The sequence below is a fragment of the Microcoleus sp. B9-D4 genome, assembly GCF_036705105.1.
Lineage (GTDB): Bacteria > Cyanobacteriota > Cyanobacteriia > Cyanobacteriales > Microcoleaceae > Microcoleus.
Genome location: NZ_JAUBTS010000043.1, coordinates 1 through 16,470, shown reverse-complemented (window position 1 = coordinate 16,470; position 16,470 = coordinate 1). Strand labels below are relative to the sequence as shown.

Sequence of the window (16,470 nt, the reverse complement as noted above, 5' to 3'; positions counted from 1 at the left end):
TCTTCCTTCTTCCCTCTTCCTTCTTCCTTCTTCGTTCTGCTCACTAAGATTGTTTTTCCAGCTCAGATTTCATCCGCTCCAGCGTTGAGTTCATTTGCTCAAACATCTGCTGGGGCGTGATGCCAAATTGATTGAGCTGTGTTTTTAACTGCTCTACAGTCATCTGAGCCATGAAGTCCTCAGACAGCTCAAAGCGCTTCATAAAAATACGGTACCGCTCCATCATCGATTCCATCTGAGCGATAAACATTTTCTTGCCTTCGCGATCGAATTTCCCGTAATTGCCGCCTAGTTTGATGAGAGATTGATAGTCTTCAAACAACAGTTTGGCTTCTTGCTGAACAATTTCTGAATCAAAAAATCCCATAGCTTTCCTAATTTTTTAATATTCAACTAATTTTGATCTAAGCGAGAAATCCCGCTGCTTTTTCTACTATTTTATCAGTTGCCGGAGGAAGTCCCTACCCCTCAAGGTACAAGAATAAGTAGAAATTTCCGTACAGCATAAGGCATGGGCATTGGGCATCGGGCATTGAGCATTGGGCATGGGCCAAACAGGGCATCGGGCATGGGCCAAACAGGGCATCGGCCAAACAGGGCATCGGCCAAACAGGGCATCGGGCATCGGGCTTGCGATGACAACAGTCAACAGTCAACAGTCAACAGTCAACAGTCAACAGTCAACAGTCAACAGTCAACTGTCAACAGTCAACTGTCAACAGTCAACTGACTTCAAACTTCCCCGATGCGTTCTAGAGGCCAAAACCGCACTACAGCGCGGCCGATGATATTCTGCTTAGGTAAAAATCCCCACCTGCTGGAGTCGTTGCTGTTGTTGCGGTTGTCTCCCATCACAAAGTATTCATTGTCTGGGACGCGATAAGGCCCCCACTGGTATTTAGGAGGTTCGGCAATATATTTTTCGACGAGGGGTTTGTCGTTGAGATAAACTAAACCTTGTTTAACGGCGACGGTTTGACCCGGTAAGCCAATTACCCGCTTGATGAATGCTTGGTCTTGGGTAAAGCCTTGTTCTTGCAACTTTTCGGGAGGAGCAAATACTACGATGTCGCCAGTTTTCGGAGGTTCGAGGTAGTAGGAGATTTTTTCGACTACGACCCGATCGCCCACGTGCAGAGTTGGTACCATAGAATCTGAGGGTATGTAGCGCGGTTCGGCGACCAAGGCTCGAATCACTATTGCTAAACTCAAAGCAATAATCACTATCTGAAGATTTTCTCGCTGTGACTTCCACGCTTTCTGCCACCAGCTTTCAGCAGGGGGATTTTCTGCTACTTCTGTACCCACATTCTTTTTTTCAGATGTCATGAAAGTCCTCGCTAAATAGTTGCCACTAATTATCTGATTAAGCTCACTCAGCATTTAAATTGCATCTCTACAAATTATCAAAGCATGAGCGGGCTGGGCACGCGAACCAGCCCAAAATATACAATTTAAATGCAGTAGATCTTACCATTGAAGTATGTCGCTGTTAATTACTAGACGTGCAGTGCAAGCCTTTGTAAAGTATCTTGAAAGGCATCTGCGTTGCATCTGCGGTTTCCCTATCAATCAAATATTTATGCCATAACTCCTGTTGATATTAACTCATAAAAAAGGCAGAGAATTTAAATTCTCTACCTTTTTTATGTGAGGATTTTGAGTTGTTTGCGATCGCGAGATTGGTTCTTTCCCAACTTAACTCGCGATCGCACTTACTCAAACTTACTCAACGCCTTGGGGCAGCAATTCCCGCTTTTGACCTTGCAGCACCTTAACAATTCCGTCCTCGCCCACATCCACAACAGCGGTGTCGCCGTCTTTGATGCGGCCAGAAAGGATTTCCTCAGCCAAACTGTCTTCCAACAAGCGCATAATGGCGCGGCGCAGGGGTCGGGCTCCGTAGCTGGGGTTGTAGCCTTCTTCTACCAGCCGTTCTTTGAATTTTTCGGTCACTTCCAGGGTGATTCCCTGTTCTGTCAAACGACCGAACACTTCTTTGAGCATGATAACCGCGATTTCCTTGACTTCTTCCTTGTTCAACTGGCGGAAGACGATAATTTCGTCTAGTCGGTTGAGGAATTCGGGGCGGAAGTAGTTTTTGAGTTCTTCGTTAACCAAAGAACGAATGCGGTTGTAATTAGCATCGGCTTGGTTGTCGCTGAACTCGAAGCCGAGGCCGCCGCCGCCTTTTTCAATCACCTTAGAACCGATGTTTGAGGTCATAATCAGCAGCGTGTTTTTGAAGTCCACGGTGCGACCTTTGGCATCTGTTAAGCGGCCGTCTTCCAATATTTGCAACAGCATATTGAAGACATCGGGGTGGGCTTTTTCGATTTCGTCGAACAGCACGACGGTGTAAGGACGGCGGCGGACTGCTTCTGTGAGTTGGCCGCCTTCGTTGTAGCCGACGTAGCCGGGAGGAGAACCGATGAGTTTGGAGACGGTGTGACGTTCCATGTACTCCGACATATCCAGCCGAATCATCGCGTCTTCTGAACCGAAGAAGTAGCCGGCTAGGGCTTTGGTGAGTTCGGTTTTGCCTACGCCGGTAGGCCCGGAGAAGATGAAACTGGCGATCGGGCGATTGGGATTTTTCAAGCCAACGCGAGCGCGACGGATGGCGCGGGAAACGGCTTTCACTGCTTCTTCCTGGCCGATCAAGCGCTGGTGCAAGGTATCTTCCATGTGCAGCAGCTTTTCGGATTCGGATTCGGTCAGTTTGTTGACCGGGACTCCCGTCCAGCTTGCCACGATTTGAGCGATATCTTCTTCGGTGACTACTGGCGATGGGTCTGTTTCGCCGGTGCGGGCCGAGTCGGTTTTTTTGGCTTGGGAAATAGCGCGAATTTCGGCTTTGATCGTCATTTCCCGATCGCGCAATTCGCCGGCTTTGTCAAAGTCTTGAGAACGCACCGCTTCGTCTTTATCTTTGAGGACTTGGCGCAGTTCTTTGTCAAGTTCTTTGGCAGCCGGGGGCAGTTGGGAGTTGATCAAGCGGACTCTAGAACCAGCTTCGTCTACCAAGTCAATTGCTTTGTCTGGGAGGAAGCGATCGGAGATGTACCGATGAGATAGTTTGGCTGCAGCTTCCAGGGCCGTGTCCAAGATTTTCAGCTTGTGGTGCTGTTCGTAGCGTTCCCGCAAGCCGAAGAGAATCTCGATCGTCTCGTCAACAGTCGGTTCGCCGACCATCACGGGCTGGAAGCGCCGTTCTAGGGCTGCGTCGCGTTCGATGTGTTTGCGGTACTCGTCTAAAGTTGTAGCGCCGATACACTGGAGTTCGCCTCTTGCCAAAGCCGGCTTGAGAATGTTCGCAGCGTCGATCGCCCCTTCAGCAGCACCCGCACCGATCAAAGTGTGCACTTCGTCAATCACCAAAATCACGTTACCCGCAGTGCGGATTTCGTCCATGATTTTTTTGAGGCGTTCTTCAAATTCGCCCCGGTATTTGGTACCGGCAACCAGCAAGCCGATGTCGAGGGTAACAACGCGCTTTTCTTCGAGGATGTCTGGGATATCGTTGTTAGCAATGCGCTGGGCCAGACCTTCGGCGATCGCGGTTTTGCCGACTCCGGGTTCGCCGATGAGCACCGGGTTATTTTTGGTGCGGCGACCGAGGATTTGAATTACCCGTTCGATTTCTTTTTGGCGTCCGACTACTGGGTCTAGTTTGCCATCGACCGCCATTTGAGTCAGGTTGGCACCGAATTCATCCAGGGTTGGGGTTTTGGTGCGAGCGCCGCCGCCAGTGGCTGCGACTTCTGCGGTTTCTCCCAGCATCCGAATCACTTGGGTGCGGACTTTCGACAAGTCTACTCCCAGGTTTTCTAAGACTCTAGCCGCTACTCCTTCACCTTCGCGGATCAGGCCCAGCAGCAGGTGTTCAGTACCTATATAGTTGTGTCCGAGTTGACGAGCTTCTTCTAGGGATAGTTCTAGAACCCGCTTGGCGCGGGGGGTGAACGGAATTTCTACTGCTACGAAGCCGGAACCGCGCCCGATGATTTTTTCCACTTCAATCCGAGCGTCTTTGAGGTTGACCCCCATTGATTTGAGGACTTTAGCTGCAACCCCGGTTCCTTCACCGATCAGACCCAGGAGGATCTGTTCTGTCCCTACGAAGTTGTGACCCAGGCGGCGAGCTTCTTCCTGGGCCAACATGATTACTTTTATTGCTTTTTCTGTGAAGCGTTCAAACATGATTTATTCCCATCACCTGCTGCTATGTGCCCGTTTCGAGGTCACGCTCGCACAACGAGCGTTTTTGTTCTCGTAGGGACAGGGCAATGCCGTGTCCCTACTCGTACTGCTTATTCTAGCGTGACACTCCCAACCGCTCTGCCGCACTGGAAAAGCGGTTGCAGATTCTAGGCTGCCGTTGCAGGATGGCTTTCAACTGGGAAGACCCAAATGGTGGCTGACCTACAACCTCCCCTAGACTGCAAGAAGATTGCTCTTCTCGGCCTGTGCCCAACCTACGACTATGTATTGAGGATTCTAGCATAATCTTTTTGGCTGTCATGCAGGTGCAAAAGTGATAATTCTCGAAGTACAGGCCGGGTTTTGCACAAAACTTATTAGTTAGATGGGCGATCGATCCCCTAAACTCCCTCTTAAGCTGCTGTCCATCTCAAGAATCTTTTGGTTTGCGAGGGAAAGAGCGAGCTGGGCTTTTTTCTCTAAAATTTTGTTTGAGATCCTTTGAAGATTTGGGTAGTATTCATGTTGTCAGTTGTGCGATCGCTCCTGAGCAATTAGTGAGCGTTGCTACACTCCGAGGAGTTTGCCTCAGACTATACTCAGCATGGTTCAAGACCTTGCTTTCGTAGCAGAGTGCTTTGGTCGTTAACTCGTCTGAACTTAAAAGTCTGAAACTTCAATCGTGGAAAAGAATCTAAATCCTGTTTAAGGCGTAGTTAAAGTAAATAATGAACACTAAAAACTTAGATGACCAGGTAGAAAGTACCGACAATGGCTCGATCGAAGTTACAGGTAAATTCCAGGATGGATCCACAACAACTTCTGTGGCTTCACACAAAGAATTCAATGCAGAACAGCTAGGACGTGTTTACTTTATTCGGCACGGTGAAAGTACCAGTAACGAACGCAATATTTTTGCAGGAGTTCTGGATGTTGACCTCACATCCTTTGGCCGATTGCAGGCACGCCGTGCAGGTGTTGACCTCAAGAAAAAAGGTACAAAGTTTGACGCAGTATATGTCTCCCACATGAGACGCGCTAGGCAAACCTGTGAAATCGCCCTTGCTGAAAGTCAAGCACTAAAGTCGCCAAATACCCCGGTTGAGATAGACCATCGAATTAGCGAGAAATCCTTTGGCATTTTTGCGGGCCGTAACCTAAATTTGCTGCGTCTAGCACTGGGCTACGAAGGCTTCGAGGAAATGTTGCATTCACATAACGAAGCACCTCCGGCTGGCGAAAAGATTGCCCAAGTTTACTCTCGCGCAGCCCGTTTCTACGAAGACAAAATAGTACCGCACTTGGAACGGGGAGAAACAGTTCTAGTAGTGTGCCACCAATATGTATTGGAGCCTCTAGCACTTTATTTAAGCGGTCTACCGCCGACAGCTTATAAACACCTGAAACTCCCCAATGGCAAAGCTCTCAGCGGTGTGGATCTCGTCAAGTTTCGCGATAAGGAATCCGGCGGTGCTGCTTCCCTGCGGAAAGAGATCAACGATCTTTCAATTATGTGGGCGATTTTGATCTATGCCACCGCCTTCTTGCTGGGAAGCTTGGCAAGGGCAATCAGCACCTCAGAAGCAGGGATTCCCTCAGTCCTATTTCGAGCAATAATCGTTGCGTGTCTTGCCGCCTCAACGTTTTATACCTACCTAGACATTGACTTTGCAGCGAGTAAACGCAAAGTAACCTCTACTGTGAAATATCTAGTTTATGGGTGGATGGCAGTGCGATGGGCAGTTGGGCTATTTTTAATATTTTCTGGATTTTTGTATCAGACTGAAGCGGATCTGTACAAAGTTTTGTGGGTGCTGTTTTGGATGGTTCCGCCAGCCCTTACTTCCCCAGTTTTATCAGTGCTTTGGGGCGGTAATCTTTATCCGTCGGCTCTTTTGTCAAGAACGCTATCAATCGTTGCTCCACTGGCGCTTCTGGCTACATTGAAGGTTGCCAATTTACCCATTAACGTTGACAGCCTGATCTTTTTCGGCATTATTCTAATTTTAGGTCTGGCAATACCGGGTGCGATCGCCCAGTTTTGGCGCGACAAATCCCCTGTTGAATCAAACCACCACAGTAAAAACTGGAAATTCATCGGAGTGCTTGCTGTCGCATTCATGGCCTTGGCAACAGGCTTTCAGTTTACTCCATCAACCTTCATTTCGGATCTATTTTCTTCAACCGATCCGAATCGCTCGCTCGCTTGTCTGCAACAACTAGCATTGGCAACTTTGGTCTTTGTCTCAATGCGGGTTTTGGCTGTATTAACCTCAGCATTTACAAAGGGCAAGCTTAGCAAGGCAGAAGCTCGCGATGCTTACATCCTGCTTGTGAATCCAAACTTTTTCCTTTGGGCTGCTCTTTTCATCGGAGTTAGTACAACTGCAAATCCAGAAGCCGTAAGATATGCAATTTTTTGGGCAGCGCTGGGGTTCTTCTGCATACCACTCATCGAACAGATATTGTTCATGAATTCATTTGGCAATGACATACTGAGAGAAACACTGCGTTCTTCGAGAGTGGCAACAGCAGATATCAAAAAGCTTTTCATGCAATTGGATACGGATGGAAGTAAGGCGCTAGAACGAACTGAGATTATGGAGTTGTTAGGGCTAATCGAAGATATGACAACAGGCGAACGTAGCTCTGAAGAAGTCAGAAGCTACATCACTGATTATCTTTTTAATACTCTTGACTCCGATAAAAATGGCAGTGTTGATTTAGCGGAGTTAGAAGAGTACATATCAACGTATGGGTTAGTTGCTAACCTTAACGTTGCTCAAATCTAAACTTTGGTTCAATAAGCTGTGGAGCATTTAAAATAGTATTGTATGGTGCGTCATTCCGCAGCGTTTCCCTTGCCGGTGGAAGCGATAGAGCTGACGCACCCTACTGGCCTCGTTAGGGATGAGAATTAAATAAAATCCACTTTTCATGACTGTTGTGGGATGGGCGGGACGCCCGCCCAGAAAGGACGGGCGGGACGCCCATCCCACAAGAAAAAAGGGAAATTATTTCATTGACGATCCTTAGTGGTTTAAATGCTCCACAGCTTAAGCATGACATCATATTCAAATTTGAAAAATGATGTCATGCTTATTTGTCCGACTGCTGTATACAGTAATGCAAGAATGATAGTTTTAGCTGGCTCCATAACTGGCGAAAAATTGGAAAACAAAAAAAACCGAGGTTAATCTCACGATGGATACTCCGAGAAAAATTTTAGAGGAATTGCGACAAGTCTTTACCAAGATTGGTGGAAAAGACCAACAAATCGATCGCTCAGAGTTTAAGAAAGCTATGGGGCTGAAAGATGAATATTTTGCCGAGCGAATGTTTGCGATGTTTGATAACGATAAAAGTGGCGTTATAGACCTTGATGAATTTTTGAAAACAGTAGAAGAACTTGTCTTTGCCACAGAAGAAGAAAAACTAAAATTTGCTTATCAATTGCACGACATTAACGGGGATGGCTCCATCGAAAAAGACGAAGTTTCTCACTTAATTGCTGCTAGCTTGAAGGAAAATAATTTAACCTTTCCGCCGGAACAAGTTACCGGTCTGGTTGACATTTTGTTTTTAGAAGCTGATACCGATAAAAGTGGCGAAATTTCTTTTGAAGAGTTCAAAGGTTTAATCGGAAAGCATCCCGATCTGCTTGAGGCGATGGCAGTTAGCCCGGTTAGCTGGTTAAAACCTCGCCAGCCAGACGACGACGCCATAGCAGTTGCGCCCAAAGAGAAAAGGTCGCCAAAGGCGTACATCAAGCATTATATTCAAAACAACTGGGTCAAGATCGCTTTTTTGTCCCTCTATCTTATTGCCAATCTGGTTCTTTTCTTTGGGGCTGTCGATCGATATGCAAGTCAAGGCGCAAATGTGTACGTTCAAATTGCGCGGGGATGTGGCGCAGCGCTCAACTTCAACGGGGCATTGATCCTGATTCCCATGCTGCGGCATTTTATGACTTGGCTTCGCAAAACGAGGATCAACAACTATCTGCCGATAGATGAGGGCATCGAGTTTCACAAGCTCGTGGGTCAATTCATGTTTGCCTTTGCGATCGTCCATACGATCGCGCACTTTCTCAATTACACCACATTGCCCGTTCCCTTTGCACAAAGTCTTTTTGCAACGAAGGCTGGCTTGTCAGGATTTTTATTACTGCTAGTTTTCGCAGTTATGTGGGTGACAGCGCAAGCTCCAATCCGCAAAGGCGGAAAATTTGCGCTTTTCTATACAGCTCATATGTTGTACGTCGTGTGGTTTGCCCTGGCGTTAGTTCACGGGCCAGTTTTTTGGCAGTGGGTGTTGTTACCTGTTGTGGGATTCGCGATCGAACTGGTTATTCGCCGCCAGAATACAAAAGAGCCTGCCTATGTAGTTAATGCCTCTTTACTCCCCTCCAAAGTTCTAGGTTTGGAAATTGCACGTCCGAAATCTTTCCACTATCAACCAGGGGACTACGTGTTTGTTAAATGTCCCAGTCTCTCCAAATATGAATGGCATCCATTCACAATTAGTAGCGCCCCCGAAATGCAGGATGTCTTATCTGTACACATACGCTCTGCGGGCAGTTGGACTGGAAAATTATATCAACTTTTCCGAGAACAGCACGAGCAATGGATACGGTCAGGTAACTCTAAATACGAGCCTGGAGTGCTTGTCCATTTAGATGGGCCCTATGGGACACCAAGTACCCATATCTTTGAATCTAAGTACGCTATTCTCATCGGTGCGGGTATTGGCGTAACTCCCTTTGCCTCTATTCTGAAAAGTATGCTGTACCGAAGCCAACACGGTTCTTCAGGAATGCGTTTACAAAAGGTACATTTTTACTGGCTCAACCGAGAGCAAAAAGCGTTTGAATGGTTTGTTGAACTCTTATCCAGAATCGAAGCCCAAGACACTAACAACTTATTTGACATTAATTTGTATCTGACAGGTGCCCAACAAAAGTCAGATATGAAATCCAGCACCCTATTTGTGGCAATGGATTTGATGCATTCCCAAACACAGGTTGATTTGATTACAGGTTTAAAGAGCCGTACACAAACGGGTCGTCCAGACTGGGAGGAGATTTTTAAAGATGTAGCGCAGCAACACGCGCCCAATAAAGTTGACGTATATTTCTGCGGCCCTCCTGGACTCTCGGTACAATTGAGAAATCTCTGCCATAAATACGGGTTTGGCTATAGGAAAGAAAATTTCTAGCAAAACTTCTGGCAATTGATTTATGATCTTCAGCGAGAGTCATAAGTTTAGGACTTACACATAAACCGGGGTTCTTTGACGTAAAATCGGCTTACTGGCTATTTATCCAAGTCAAAAAACCAGGTTTATTTGAACTTTTGCGTAATTCCTGAACTTGCTCTCCCTCATACAAAAAAAACTTAGTTGAATACAAAAATACGAGGTAAAGATCCAATGAAGTTAGACAAGTTTGTACTAGCACAAAATATGGCATTTCTAATAGCCATCCCACCAGAAAGTAATTTGGCGAAATTGTTCTCCTTTTGCTTGGCCACAAAGGTTAGAAAAAAGATGAGCGGAACAGAAATCTTAAGGATCACCTGTGAGCTAATGGAAAACCCATCTAATTTGCCCTATTGGACTCAAGAGGTGATGGGACTCGATTTAGATTACAGCAGTGAAGAGTGGAAAGCTTTAGGAGAAATGGGCATCAACGATGCAGGAGAGTTTATGGCTATGGTGTCTCAAGAATTGGAAAATTTGAGTTTGTAATATTTTGCCCTGGCGTCAGCAAATAAACTCTCTTCCAACTCTCTATTAAAAGCATTCATCAGAGCCGGATCGTTAAAAAACCGGGTCTTTAGACAAGGGATGGTCAACTTTCAAGAGAGAAACAAAAATATGTCTTTAAATGTTGAACTTTTAGAGCAAAGTTTTGAGAAAATCAAACCTCGTGCTGATGAATTTGCGACTACTTTCTACGATAACCTGTTTAAACTTTATCCAGAAGTGAAACCACTGTTTGCCAATACTGAAATGGGAAAGCAACAGAAAAAGCTGATAAATGCTCTGGTTTTAGTAGTAGAAAATCTTCGTTCTCCAGAGGCTTTAGGGCCAGTTCTAAACGCACTGGGAGGGAGACACGTGGGTTATGGAGCGATCGCCAATTCTTACCCGGCAGTTGGAGAAGCACTACTAATGACCTTTGAGGAGTATCTTCAGGAAGATTGGACTATTGAAGTCAAACAAGCATGGATCGATGCCTACGGAGCGATTACTGCTTTGATGTTAAAAGGCGCAGGTGTAGAAACTACACCTGAAGAAGTTCAATTAGAAACAGAGATTATTCCCGATAAACAGGTAAATATAGCAGCTAATCACCCACTAGAATCAGTTCCAGAAAAAGAGCCAGAGTTAGCCGTAGATGTACTGGAAAGCAGTTTCGATAAAATCAAACCTCGTGCTGATGAATTTGCCGCTAGCTTCTACGAAAACCTCTTCATCGCTCACCCAGAATATAAACCGCTGTTTGCCAATATTGAGATAGAAAAGCAACAGAAAAAGCTCATAAATGCTTTGGTATTGGTAGTAGAAAATCTCCGCTCTCCAGCAGCTTTAGGGCCAGTTCTCAAGGCCTTGGGAGGCAGACACATCGGCTATGGGGTAATTCCCAAATATTATGGGCCAGTTGGAGACGCACTGCTGATGACTTTTGAGCAGTATCTCCAAGAAGATTGGACTCCCGAAGTCAAGCGGGCATGGACAGATGCCTACAGAACAATTACTGGTTTGATGTTAAAAGGCGCAGGTGTTGTTTCTACACCCAATGTTGTTCCAGATGAAAAAGATGTCACCCACCATCAGCCACAAGAATCAAAGACACAATTACTGAACGAATCTAAGCCCATAGCGCCGCCAACCGAGGAACAAAAAAAGCCTTTAGGATTAATTCAGTTGGATGGTAAAATTATCCCCAAAATGCTCTCGAAAATAACTGAGAGTTATCAGCAATTTCAAGGTCAATCATTCGTTCAGCGATTGGGTGAAGTTCTCAAAGGAATTTTAGAAAAATTCATTGATAATTTTTGGACGCAACCAGCCTGGTTAGTGGCTAGTGTTTCAGCCGTTCTCTTCATCATAATTTATGTGGGGGCGGATGATAATTCTCTGATTGGAGAGATTTTGGAGAGTGTTGATGCTCTCAGTCTTGTCGTTGCTTTAATTTTATTCATTAAGGAAGCACCCGATCGCAGAAAGCAATTTCATTACCAAGCTTGGAGTATAGTTGATGCAGCACACGGCGTAAAAGTTAGCTATGCCAGAATTCTGGCACTCCAAGATTTGAATGAGGATGGTGTTTCTCTTAGAGGTTTGGATGCTATTGGTGCGGAGTTAGTAGATATTAATCTTCCTCATGCCAATCTTAGTAAAGCCAATTTGATGGAAAGCGACTTGAGTAATGCTAATTTGACTTATGCCAATTTAGATAATGCTAATATCAGTCAGGTGAAACTTAGTGGTGCAAATTTAAGTCATGCAAAACTGAGTTTTGCTAGCTTGACTCAGGCTAATCTTAGTAGTGCGAATCTTAGTAATGCTAGTTTAATTTGTGCAGATTTAAGTCATGCGAACCTGAGTGGTGCAGATTTGAGAGATGCTAGTTTGAGTGGTGCAAACTTGAAGAGTGCCTACCTAACTGGTGCAAATCTCAAAGGTGCTAAAGTTAGCATTTCTGACCTGAGTGGTGCTTTGCTCGAAGGTGCTGTTATGCCTGATGGATCGAAGTATAAGTCTCTGGAAGATGAGGCCACAAACAAATAAATTGATCCCAGCTTGTTTTTGACCTTCATGTCTGCTTTTCTACTCAAGGTGACGACACCGTGAGTAGAAAAGCTTTGGCTTACTGAAATGCGATCGCTACTAATGGTGAGAAATTACTCTTTAATTTTTTGGATATAAAATAAATAAGGGAAAGAAGATAAGGAAAAATCCTATGCAATTATTTAAGCAATTAAGTATAAAGACAAAACTCATAGTTATGTTGCTGGTAGTCAGTGTTTGCGCTATGGTCGCCACCACCTATATATGCTCTAGCAGTGGGAAAGCTACTCTGACCGAAAAAGTCTTCAACCAATTAACCAGCCTTCGGGCGGCCAAAACTGATCAAATCCAAGATTATTTTCAAAGCCTTTACCACCATAGCCAAACCTTAAGCGAAGACCTAACAGTCGTCGGTGCCATGCAGGAGTTCAAGACAGCCTACCGCCAACTTGAACAATCAACAGTACCAGCGGATTTTGACGCAAAAATTGATACCTTCTACCGGACAGAATTTTTAACTAAACTAACGCGAACTAACGAGGGTTCCCCCGTTCTGGCATCCTACACGCCAAAAACAACTGCTGCCCGTTACTTGCAGTACCACTATATCGCTGCCAACCCCAACCCCGTTGGCAAAAAACTTCTCCTTGACAATCCAGGCGACGCCAGCGCTTACAGCCGCGCTCACGCCCGCTACCACCCTATTTTTCGCAATATAGTGGAAAAATACGGTTACTACGATATGTTTTTGATCGATCCCGAAGGAACTGTTGTCTACACGGTTTTTAAAGAAGCTGACTTTACCACAAACTTCACCAACGGCCCCTACAACGAGAGTAACCTAGCATCCGCGATCGCCGCGGCACGACAAGCAAATGGAAAGGGCTATGTGAAAATAGTAGATTTCAAACCCTACAGCCCTTCCTACGGTTCGCCTGCGGCTTTTATCGCTACCCCAATCTTTAACGACTCCCAATTCATTGGTGTTTTGGCGTTCCAGCTTCCCGTTGACAAAATTAACAATGTGATGACTGGCAACAAAAATTGGAAAAAAAATGGTCTGGGCGATTCAGGAGAAACTTATCTGGTTGGGTCGGATTATTTAATGCGCTCTGCGTCTCGTTTCCAGATTGAAGACCCAGAAGGTCATGCAAAAACTCTACGCTCGATCGGCACTGATGAAAAGACTGTCAAGAAAATCAAAGAGTTCAATACTACAATCCTCCTACAGGAAGTGCAAACAAAAGCAGTGAAGGAAGCTTTTTTTGGGAAACAGGGCACGGAGGCGATCGACGATTATCGTAATATTCCAGTTTTGAGTTCTTATGCTCCACTAGAGATTAATGGATTGAAGTGGGCGATCTTGGCGGAGATGGATGTTTCTGAAGCCTATGCCTCAATTCACTCGTTTGAAAAAAAAGTTTTGATTGGCGCTACTTTAATCATCGCGCTAATCACCCTTGTTGCCATGTGGCTGACCTCAATCTTTGTCAGACCCATCAATACTTTAATCAAAAGCGCTCGCCAGGTGGGGGCTGGGGAATTTGATGCCGTGGTCAAATCGGGTTCGCAAGATGAATTTGGAGACTTAGCTAAGTCATTTAACCAAACGATAGGCAGCCTTCGTACCGAAACTCAACTAATCGATCGCGAAAATCGCGAAAATGAAGCATTAGTCTTAAGTATATTTAGTCCGGCAATCGCCAAACGCCTCAAACAGGGCGATCGAGAAATTGCCGAGCAAATTTCTAATGTCTCGATCTTGTTTTCCGACCTCCACCAATTCACCAAACTGACTCAATCAATGTCGCCTCAAGAGGTTGTTCGCTTGCTGAATGAACTGGTAACAGGCTTTGATGAAATGACAGATAAATACGGTCTAGAGAAGATTAAAACTATTGGTGACGGTTACATGGCTGTATGCGGGCTTGGTATGCCGCGTCTGGATCATGACAAACGCACGCTAGATTTTGCTTTGGAAATGCTGTCGTTTGTCCGCCGATTTAGTTATGAAAAAGACTTACATCTAGACCTGCGGATCGGTATCAATTCAGGAGATGTGGTTGCAGGCGTGATTGGTAAAAATAAATTGCTATACGACGTTTGGGGCGATAGTGTAAATATTGCCAATAGATTGAAGTCGGCTTGTGGGCCAGGAACAATCTTAGTTTCTCAAGACCTCTGCTCGCGGCTCCACGATCTCTACGATTTTGAGCTGGTTGGTGAAATTCAAGAACCTGGAAAAGAAAAGCTAGTGGCTTGGCAAGTCAAAACTTCTAAGCTGACCGTAAGTGTTCGAGAGGAAGAAGTTTATGAGTAATTTAAGCTTTTCAAATGACTGGCAAACCTGGGCGGTAATTGTCGGATTAGGGTTCCCACTCCTGGTCGTTTTACTAGGAGAGGTTATTTATCATCTAGAAAGGCGCGGTAGACCGCTGGCGGCTACGCTGCAGGTTGTAAAAAACCTCGTACTGCCAGTCTTAATGCTGATGGTTTTAATCAGGAATGTCGTGAGGCTTGACGTTGACGGGAATTTTGCAAAGCTCGTCGCAACGCTGTTTTGGATATCTGTTATCTACGCTTCTCTCTCGCTGTTTAATGTAATTTTGTTTGAAGAAGCTGAGGCAAATACATGGCGGGCACGGATGCCCAAACTGCTGATCGACCTTTCTAGGTTATTTTTGGTGCTTGTGGGAAGCGCGATCGTGCTGGCGGTGGTGTGGGGTGCAGATTTGGCTGGTCTTGCTACGGGATTGGGCGTGAGTTCGATCGTGATCGGTTTGGCGCTTCAGGACACACTAGGCAGCATCATGTCTGGCATTGCGCTGCTTCTAGAACGCCCCTTCAGTGTGGGTGATTGGTTGCGAATTGGAGATATCGAAGGGCAGGTAATTGATATCAATTGGCGCTCTGTTCGCCTGCTAAATCTCCAGCGGCAGGTGATTATCGTTCCCCATCAATTTGTTGGAAAAGAAATAATTCATAATTACAGCCAACCAGAACGCATTTACAACCAACGTATCAATATTGGCTTTTCTTACGATAGCCCCCCTAACCTGGTGAAGCAGGTACTGCTAAGTACAGCTTTGGCTACACAGGGGATATTAGCCGAACCCGAACCTGAGAGCAAAACTACATCCTATGATGAGACTGCAATTATCTATGAGGTGGAGTTTTTTATCGAAAACTTTGAAGATATGGAGCAGATACTCGATCGATTTATGACACGAATCTGGTACGCAGCGCAGCGAAACAACCTGACGCTATATCGCTACCGATACTCCTATGCTGTGGAAGCTGCTGATAAGGCAGATAGCGCTTCAAGTAAGTTAGCCCAAAGCCTGCACTCAATTCCCGGATTTATGCCTTTAGCTAGAGAGCCAAAAAATTTAGATGACTTAACTAAGGGAACTATTTTACAGAAGTTTGGTGCGGGTGAGAAAGTCATCCGGCAGGGCGATCCTGGTAATGCTTTGTACATTATCATTGCGGGTCAGGCTAAGGTAACAGTCACGAACAAGTTGGGCATGGAGTTGGAGGTAATGACTATCTTGAGTGGTGAGTTTTTTGGCGAGATGGCGCTGTTTAGTGGGGAACCGAGTCCGGTATCGGTTGTCGCCGTTGACGATTTGCAGGTTCTTGTCGTCTACTCAGATGCTGTAAATACGATGATTGAACGTCAACCAAGCTTGGGCCGCGAGATAGGTCAAATTATCGAAGCGCGAAGCAAAGCGGTAAGTATGGCCGGGCAGGCAGATGTTTCGTCAAGAGCTGAGGTTGATTCTATATGAGGATTTTGAACTAAATTGATATCGAGTAACCAATTATTTGTCAAAACCAGTTAAATACGCAACAAATTACACTCAAAAATCAAAATTATCGATCGCCAAATGCCAGTTTTTCTGATGCAGCCGATCGCACATCTCCCGTTTCTCATCCGCCAAATATCGCTGAAATTCCGGTTTTTCCAGACCGCTGCGCCACATCACCAGAGCATCTTCCCCAGTGTCTTCGTAGTATCGCTTGCGCCGTCCAGCCTCTTTAAAACCAAACTTTTTGTACAGGTAAACTGCCGCTAAATTAGAATCCCGCACCTCTAAAGTCGATCGCTCTAATTGCCTGTCGCAAGCCGATTTTAGCAAAGCCAAAAGCAGAGCTTGTCCCAAACCCTGACCTTGAAACTGAGGATGAATTGCCAGCATTATAATGTGAGCTTCTTCTAAAATCGCCCACAAACAACCGATACCAATGAGAGTTGGCGGAATCTGTAGGGGCGGTGCCCCCGTGCCCGCCCGAATCTGTAGGGGCGGTGCCCCCGTGCCCGCCCGAATCTGTAGGGGCGGTGCCCCCGTGCCCGCCCGAATCTGTAGGGGCGGTGCCCCCGTGCCCGCCCGAATCTGTAGGGGCGGTGCCCCCGTGCCCGCCCGAATCTGTAGGGGCGGTGCCCCCGTGCCCGCCCGAATCTGTAGG

At 45.9% G+C, this 16,470-nt stretch carries 11 protein-coding genes; 7 read left to right on the top strand and 4 right to left on the bottom strand.

Annotated features, from left to right (window positions below):
* Window positions 1-43 precede the first annotated feature (43 nt).
* Complete coding sequence (locus tag QUB24_RS22455) at window positions 44-367, bottom strand: DUF1825 family protein (RefSeq protein ID WP_006632589.1); 324 nt, start codon at window positions 365-367, stop codon at window positions 44-46.
* 201 nt (window positions 368-568) lie between these two features.
* Here QUB24_RS22455 and QUB24_RS22450 point away from each other — a divergent pair, with 201 nt between their 5' ends.
* A complete protein-coding gene (locus tag QUB24_RS22450) occupies window positions 569-730 on the top strand; it encodes a hypothetical protein (RefSeq protein WP_333155581.1) in 162 nt (53 codons plus the stop codon).
* A 2-nt stretch (window positions 731-732) separates the two neighbouring features.
* Here QUB24_RS22450 and lepB read toward each other — a convergent pair whose 3' ends face one another.
* Together lepB and QUB24_RS22440 are read right to left on the bottom strand one after the other, a co-directional pair.
* Window positions 733-1,329, bottom strand: a complete 597-nt coding sequence (gene lepB, locus QUB24_RS22445; protein ID WP_333155578.1) for a signal peptidase I — start codon at window positions 1,327-1,329, stop codon at window positions 733-735.
* 396 nt (window positions 1,330-1,725) lie between these two features.
* Window positions 1,726-4,203 carry an ATP-dependent Clp protease ATP-binding subunit gene (locus QUB24_RS22440; protein WP_333155576.1) on the bottom strand — a complete coding sequence of 826 codons (2,478 nt, stop codon included), beginning with the start codon at window positions 4,201-4,203 and terminating at the stop codon, window positions 1,726-1,728.
* Window positions 4,204-4,931: 728 nt separating this feature from the next.
* On the opposite strand from QUB24_RS22440, the gene QUB24_RS22435 reads away from it, so the two are divergent.
* From QUB24_RS22435 to QUB24_RS22410, 6 genes are all read left to right on the top strand, one after another.
* Window positions 4,932-6,995, top strand: a complete 2,064-nt coding sequence (locus QUB24_RS22435; protein WP_333155574.1) for a histidine phosphatase family protein — start codon at window positions 4,932-4,934, stop codon at window positions 6,993-6,995.
* A gap of 412 nt (window positions 6,996-7,407) precedes the next feature.
* A complete protein-coding gene (locus tag QUB24_RS22430; RefSeq protein ID WP_333155572.1) occupies window positions 7,408-9,420 on the top strand; it encodes an EF-hand domain-containing protein in 2,013 nt (670 codons plus the stop codon).
* Between the two features lie 330 nt (window positions 9,421-9,750).
* Window positions 9,751-9,951 (top strand): hypothetical protein, encoded by a 201-nt coding sequence (locus QUB24_RS22425; protein ID WP_333155571.1) that lies wholly within the window; start codon window positions 9,751-9,753, stop codon window positions 9,949-9,951.
* Between the two features lie 129 nt (window positions 9,952-10,080).
* Window positions 10,081-12,000: a globin domain-containing protein gene (locus tag QUB24_RS22420; protein ID WP_333155569.1), complete on the top strand. Its 1,920-nt coding sequence runs from the start codon at window positions 10,081-10,083 to the stop codon at window positions 11,998-12,000.
* A gap of 172 nt (window positions 12,001-12,172) precedes the next feature.
* Window positions 12,173-14,320, top strand: a complete 2,148-nt coding sequence (locus QUB24_RS22415) for an adenylate/guanylate cyclase domain-containing protein (protein ID WP_333155566.1) — start codon at window positions 12,173-12,175, stop codon at window positions 14,318-14,320.
* Window positions 14,313-15,791, top strand: a complete 1,479-nt coding sequence (locus QUB24_RS22410) for a mechanosensitive ion channel family protein (protein WP_333155565.1) — start codon at window positions 14,313-14,315, stop codon at window positions 15,789-15,791. The genes QUB24_RS22415 and QUB24_RS22410 overlap by 8 nt, the downstream gene beginning before the upstream one ends.
* A 72-nt stretch (window positions 15,792-15,863) precedes the next feature.
* Here the strand turns inward: QUB24_RS22410 and rimI are convergent, their stop codons facing one another.
* Window positions 15,864-16,463 carry a ribosomal protein S18-alanine N-acetyltransferase gene (gene rimI / locus QUB24_RS22405; RefSeq protein WP_333155668.1) on the bottom strand — a complete coding sequence of 200 codons (600 nt, stop codon included), beginning with the start codon at window positions 16,461-16,463 and terminating at the stop codon, window positions 15,864-15,866.
* Window positions 16,464-16,470 lie beyond the last annotated feature (7 nt).

What these genes read in the sequence shown, in the direction of transcription:
- QUB24_RS22450 (WP_333155581.1), top strand. Translation starts at nt 569, where the DNA reads ATGGGCCAAACAGGGCATCGGCCAAACAGGGCATCGGCCAAACAGGGC.
- QUB24_RS22440 (WP_333155576.1), bottom strand. Translation starts at nt 4,203, where the DNA reads ATGTTTGAACGCTTCACAGAAAAAGCAATAAAAGTAATCATGTTGGCC.
- QUB24_RS22425 (WP_333155571.1), top strand. Translation starts at nt 9,751, where the DNA reads ATGAGCGGAACAGAAATCTTAAGGATCACCTGTGAGCTAATGGAAAAC.
- QUB24_RS22430 (WP_333155572.1), top strand. Translation starts at nt 7,408, where the DNA reads ATGGATACTCCGAGAAAAATTTTAGAGGAATTGCGACAAGTCTTTACC.
- lepB (WP_333155578.1), bottom strand. Translation starts at nt 1,329, where the DNA reads ATGACATCTGAAAAAAAGAATGTGGGTACAGAAGTAGCAGAAAATCCC.
- QUB24_RS22455 (WP_006632589.1), bottom strand. Translation starts at nt 367, where the DNA reads ATGGGATTTTTTGATTCAGAAATTGTTCAGCAAGAAGCCAAACTGTTG.
- QUB24_RS22410 (WP_333155565.1), top strand. Translation starts at nt 14,313, where the DNA reads ATGAGTAATTTAAGCTTTTCAAATGACTGGCAAACCTGGGCGGTAATT.
- QUB24_RS22435 (WP_333155574.1), top strand. Translation starts at nt 4,932, where the DNA reads ATGAACACTAAAAACTTAGATGACCAGGTAGAAAGTACCGACAATGGC.
- QUB24_RS22415 (WP_333155566.1), top strand. Translation starts at nt 12,173, where the DNA reads ATGCAATTATTTAAGCAATTAAGTATAAAGACAAAACTCATAGTTATG.
- QUB24_RS22420 (WP_333155569.1), top strand. Translation starts at nt 10,081, where the DNA reads ATGTCTTTAAATGTTGAACTTTTAGAGCAAAGTTTTGAGAAAATCAAA.